Genomic DNA, 4,562 nt, shown 5'->3' with positions numbered 1-4,562 from the left:
TGTCCGACTTCCTCGGTGCTTTCCAGGTTATTCGCTTTCGCGCTTTCCCTTTCCGGCGGTTCCGACTCTATCAGAAGTTCTCCACCGGATTTCCCCGGCTTCGGATTCCTGAAGAATCGAGTGCACCCCACACAGAATTGCATTCGTTGGGGGGTGGGCTGCCGAACTTGTCCAGTTCGAGGCAACCGTTTAACTCTACAACTCGGCCTGGGGGGTGTCAAAACGGCCCGGGGCACCGCCCCCGCGAGCGGACCTCCAGGCCGGCCCGCGCGAGCAACGCTTCGGCCTGTTGCCTGGTCAGGGGCGGCGGGACCGGTGCCGCTGGGAGGCAGGTGTGGGTGCTGCGACCGAACGACAGCATCCACTCGTCGAGAGGATTGTCAGGCCCCAAGCCGGCCACCACCCGCTCACGCGTGGCCGCCGGAGTGTCCGCCCGAGCCGCTGTCGCGCTGCGTACGAACATGTCCGGAGTCCTTCCGCCAGCACGTCACGCAGACCGGCAGGCAGGTCCGGGTGGGCGTCCGCGGCTCTACGTATGGAGGGATCCGGGTCCTCCGCCAGGCGGGCCGGCACCCCGGGCGGCTCGTCCCCGAGGCTCGCGGCGACCCCGCACCGGACCACCGGGTCCGGGTGCTCCGCGAGGCGGGCCCTCACCCGGGGCGGTACGTACCCGTTGGCGGCGAGGGTACGTAGGGGGCCGAGCGCGATGATCTCCTCAATCATTTCCTCTGCTCGGACGCCCGTGTCGAGGTGTGCACGACCCGCTACCTCAACGGAAGCAGCCGAATCAGCTGGAAGGCGGTCTCGGCGTTCGGCTGCGCCAGGGCGGCCCGGACCTCGTACCGGCCGGCCGCCAGATCCACCCGTGCGTGGTTGTCGGGCTCCACCTCGGAGCCGGGCCATGCGGAGTCGAACAGCACGACCGGCCCCGGCACGTCCCAGACCTGACCGTCCTCCCAGACGGCATCCGCCAACGCCGCCTCCACGCTGCCCAGCAGTTCCGCTTCCGACTCGGCCGCCACCCACCGCACGAAGACCCCGTGCTCCGGGAGGAACGCCGTCGACGAGGGCTCGTCACCCAGCACCAGCGCGTCCGACGGACCTACCGCGAGCAGTCCGGTGTAGCCGACGACCGCGCAGGCCCTGTCGTAGTCGGATTCCGGACCTTCGCTGTCCGCCCCCTCCCACCGGGTCAGCACCTCGGCCGGCACCACCACCAGCGGCCCCCCGCCGGACTCCACCCAGTCGACCAGTCCTGGATCCGCATATCTCGTCATGGCGCGAGGTTAGATGCCGACTCCCCACTCAGGGGACCAGAACGACCTTGCCGAGGTTCCGGCGCTGCTCGATGACAGCGTGGGCGCGGGCGGCCTCGGACAGGGGGATCGCCTCGTGCACGGCCGTACGCAGGGTGCCCGCGGCGCGCAGCTGCCACAGTTCGCGCAGCCAGCGCTCGTACAGTTCGGGCTTGCCTGTGGCGACGGCCCGCATCTGGAAGCCGATCAACGAGGCGCCGCGGAGCAGGAGTTCGTACGCCTGCACCGTGCCGCCGCCGGAGCTGAAGGCCACCAGGCGGCCGCCCGTCGCCAGGGCCCGTACGGCGGGTCCGAGCAGGTCGCCGCCGACGCCGTCGAGGATCACGTCGTACGGTCCGCCCCAGTCGGCGTCCCCGTACAGGACGACCTCGTCGGCGCCCAGGCCGCGGACGAAGTCGGCCTTGTCCGCCCTGCTGACGGCCGCGACGACGCGTCCCGCCCCGCCGGCCTTCGCGTACTGGAGGGCGAGCGTGCCCACGGCGCTCGCCGCCGCCGTCACCAGGACCGACTCGCCGGGATCCACGCGCCCGGCCTCGTACGCGCCGCGGGCGACCAGCCCGCTGCGGACCAGCGCGACCGCCTCCACGGCGCCGGCGCCGGCCGGGATCCGGGAGGTCATCGCGGTATTGAGCACCGCGTACTCGGCGTAGGCATCGGCGAAGCACAGTCCGGTGACGCGTTCCCCGGCGGTGAAGCCGGTGACGCCCGGGCCGGCGACGACGGCCCCCGCCACCTCGCCGCCGAACGGGACGGGCTCACTGCCCTCCCGCACCTTGCGCACGGTCGGCAGGGTCACGCCGACCGCCTCGACCCGGATCAGCAGCTCTCCGGTGCCCGCCGCGGGTACGTCGGCCTCCTCGGCGAACAGCACCTCCGGCCCACCGTTGACCTCATGGCGAATACGCAGCACAGGACCTCCCCGACCTCGACCTCGACAATTTTCATTGGGCATCCCAACGATAGGGTCAAAGTCATGGGGGCGTCCAACGACTTTGGGTAGGGTGGGCCCATGACCTCGGCCCTCCAGCACATCCAGTCCCTGCCCTCCTGGATCGTCGGCCGCGTCGCGGCACGCGGCCGCGAGCTGGTCGCGGCGGCGATCGCCGCGGAGGGACTGAAGCTGATGCACCACGCGGTGCTGGCCGCCACCGCCGAGTACGGGCCCGTCGCCCAGGCCGACTTGGGCCGCCGGCTCGCCGTCGACCCCAAGGACATGGTCGGCATGCTCAACCACCTCCAGGAGGCAGGCCTCGTACTGCGCGCCCCGGACCCCGACGACCGCCGCAAGAACGCCGTCACCGTCACCCCGGAGGGGACCGCCGTACTCGCCCGCTGCGCGGCCCTGGCCGAAGCGGCCAACGCCGAGTTCCTCGCCCCGCTCAGCCCGGCCGAACGGGAGCGTCTGATGGCCCTGTTGACCCGGCTCCACGAAGCCGCGTAGGTCCGCCGAACGCCGAAACCGCGCATGATGGGCGGATGGACGAGGTGACCATCAGCGAAGAAGACCGCCGCCAACTCGGGCTCTGGGCCGCCGATTGCGTCGAGCGGGCCCTGCCCCTGTTCGAGGCGAAGGCCCCCGCCGACCCCCGCCCTCGCGAGGCGATCGAAGGAATCCGGGCCTTCGTGCGCGAGGGCAAGCGGACCGCGAAGCTACGTTCCCTCGCCTGGGCGGCCCACGCGGCGGCGCGCGAGGTCGACGACCCGGCGGCCACGGCCGCCGCCCGCGCCGCGTGCCACGCGGCAGCGACCCCGTACATCCACCCGCTGGCCACCCCGCACCAGTCGAAGCACGTACTGGGGCCCGCCGTGTACGAGGCCTTCGCGCGTGAGCTCGCCGCGGGCGATGACCCGGGCGCCGCCGACGAGGAGATCCGATGGGCGATCGAGCACGCGCCGCCGGAGGTTCGCGCCCTGCTGCGCCGGATGCCGGCTCGCAGCCCTGGTCGCAGTCGGCTGGACACGCTCTACTACGAACTCGACGCCGCCCTCCGCCACTGAGTGAAGGCTGGGCCTTCGCGGGGTGCCGGGAACTCGAGTCACCTAGGGGTGCTGTGGAAGCGTGCTCGCCACGCCCATCGACGAATGACCGGCATGAACCACGACGACGCCCTCGAGCAGGTCAACCACATCGCGCACAAGAAGGCACTCGGCCTGCGGGTGGGATCCGTCCATGGGCCTCGTTCACGAGTTTCGGGGCACACGTACCAGCTGCCACGTCGTGCGAGCGCCGACGACTGCCGCAACAACCGCGACGACCGTGCAGCACCGAACCCTCGGCCCCGCCAAGGCTCGGTACGGGGTGCCGGTAGCGGTTCCGGAGCACCCAGGCTCCGCCCGCCGCATCGTGCTCGGGCGGTACCTGGACTTCGCCGGCAGAGAGCGCGTGCTGATGCTCCTCAGGTGAGAACGGACCAGGCCGAGGCCTCGCCACCGCCGGGCTGGATAGTCTGGTCGGGCACCCACCAGGAGGAAATCATGGGCGACCTCACCCCCGAGCAGATGCGCCGCATGCACGACTTCGCGGAGCAGCTCGCGGAACTGGCCGAGCACCAGGAGGACCAGTGGAAGGTGCAGACCACCGACGGTCAGATCTTCCTCACGATGATGAGCCCCACGGCTCCGCACGGACTCAATGTGGTGCGTCTGCGCCGCCAGATCGAGGCGCAGACGCCAGAGGTCATGGCCCTCAACGACACGAACATGGGCGATCCTCAAACAGGCCTCACCAAGGTCCCCGACCTCATGGTCATCGCAGAAGAGGACACCGATGACACGGCAAAGGTCGTCAACTCCCGCGACGTCCTGATGGTGGTGGAAGTCGTCTCCCGCACGAATCCCCTCACCGACATCCGCGACAAGCTGCACGACTACCCCAGGATGGGTGTCCCCCTGTACGTCGTCGTGGACCCCCGCAGGGACAAGCTGACGGTCACCGTGCACAGCGACTCCTCAGCAGGGCCCGACGGCACCCGGTACCGCAAGACGGTCCCCTACTCCTTTGGGGACGTCGTCACCGCCGGCCGCTGGACCCTGGACACCAGCACCCTCAAGAGCTATCCCGCCGACTGGTGAAGCTCGGGCCACGGCCGCAGGTTCGGCCGGCCCGGTCCGCGTCGATCTGGCCGTGAACGCAGAAAAGCCCCGCACCGAACCCTGTAAGGGCTGGTGCGGGGCTTCCGCAATGATTGTTCGGCGGCGTCCTACTCTCCCACAGGGTCCCCCCTGCAGTACCATCGGCGCTGAAAG

General features: G+C 70.5%; 5 protein-coding genes. 3 read left to right on the top strand and 2 right to left on the bottom strand.

Annotated features, from left to right (window positions below; genetic code table 11):
- Nucleotides 1–764: 764 nt before the first annotated feature.
- Both ACFY04_RS43600 and ACFY04_RS43595 read right to left on the bottom strand, forming a co-directional pair.
- Nucleotides 765–1,277: an immunity 21 family protein gene (locus ACFY04_RS43600; RefSeq protein ID WP_389126622.1), complete on the bottom strand. Its 513-nt coding sequence runs from the start codon at nucleotides 1,275–1,277 to the stop codon at nucleotides 765–767.
- 28 nt (nucleotides 1,278–1,305) lie between these two features.
- Nucleotides 1,306–2,226, bottom strand: coding sequence for a zinc-binding alcohol dehydrogenase family protein (locus tag ACFY04_RS43595; protein ID WP_389126620.1), 921 nt, complete (start codon nucleotides 2,224–2,226; stop codon nucleotides 1,306–1,308).
- A 99-nt stretch (nucleotides 2,227–2,325) separates the two neighbouring features.
- Here ACFY04_RS43595 and ACFY04_RS43590 point away from each other — a divergent pair, with 99 nt between their 5' ends.
- The 3 genes from ACFY04_RS43590 (at nucleotide 2,326) to ACFY04_RS43580 (ending at nucleotide 4,388) form a co-directional block, all read left to right on the top strand.
- The gene (locus ACFY04_RS43590; RefSeq protein WP_389126618.1) at nucleotides 2,326–2,757 is read left to right on the top strand and encodes a MarR family winged helix-turn-helix transcriptional regulator; all 432 of its coding nucleotides are present in this window, start codon (nucleotides 2,326–2,328) and stop codon (nucleotides 2,755–2,757) included.
- Between the two features lie 35 nt (nucleotides 2,758–2,792).
- Nucleotides 2,793–3,314 (top strand): putative immunity protein, encoded by a 522-nt coding sequence (locus tag ACFY04_RS43585; RefSeq protein ID WP_389126616.1) that lies wholly within the window; start codon nucleotides 2,793–2,795, stop codon nucleotides 3,312–3,314.
- Nucleotides 3,315–3,716: 402 nt separating this feature from the next.
- A complete protein-coding gene (locus ACFY04_RS43580; RefSeq protein ID WP_389126614.1) occupies nucleotides 3,717–4,388 on the top strand; it encodes a Uma2 family endonuclease in 672 nt (223 codons plus the stop codon).
- Nucleotides 4,389–4,562 lie beyond the last annotated feature (174 nt).

Origin of the sequence: Streptomyces sp. NPDC001549 (assembly GCF_042894025.1) — a bacterium.
Taxonomy (GTDB): domain Bacteria; phylum Actinomycetota; class Actinomycetes; order Streptomycetales; family Streptomycetaceae; genus Streptomyces; species Streptomyces kutzneri.
This window is presented reverse-complemented; position numbering and strand designations above follow the sequence as displayed.

What these genes read in the sequence shown, in the direction of transcription:
- ACFY04_RS43590 (WP_389126618.1), top strand. Translation starts at nt 2,326, where the DNA reads ATGACCTCGGCCCTCCAGCACATCCAGTCCCTGCCCTCCTGGATCGTC.
- ACFY04_RS43600 (WP_389126622.1), bottom strand. Translation starts at nt 1,277, where the DNA reads ATGACGAGATATGCGGATCCAGGACTGGTCGACTGGGTGGAGTCCGGC.
- ACFY04_RS43585 (WP_389126616.1), top strand. Translation starts at nt 2,793, where the DNA reads ATGGACGAGGTGACCATCAGCGAAGAAGACCGCCGCCAACTCGGGCTC.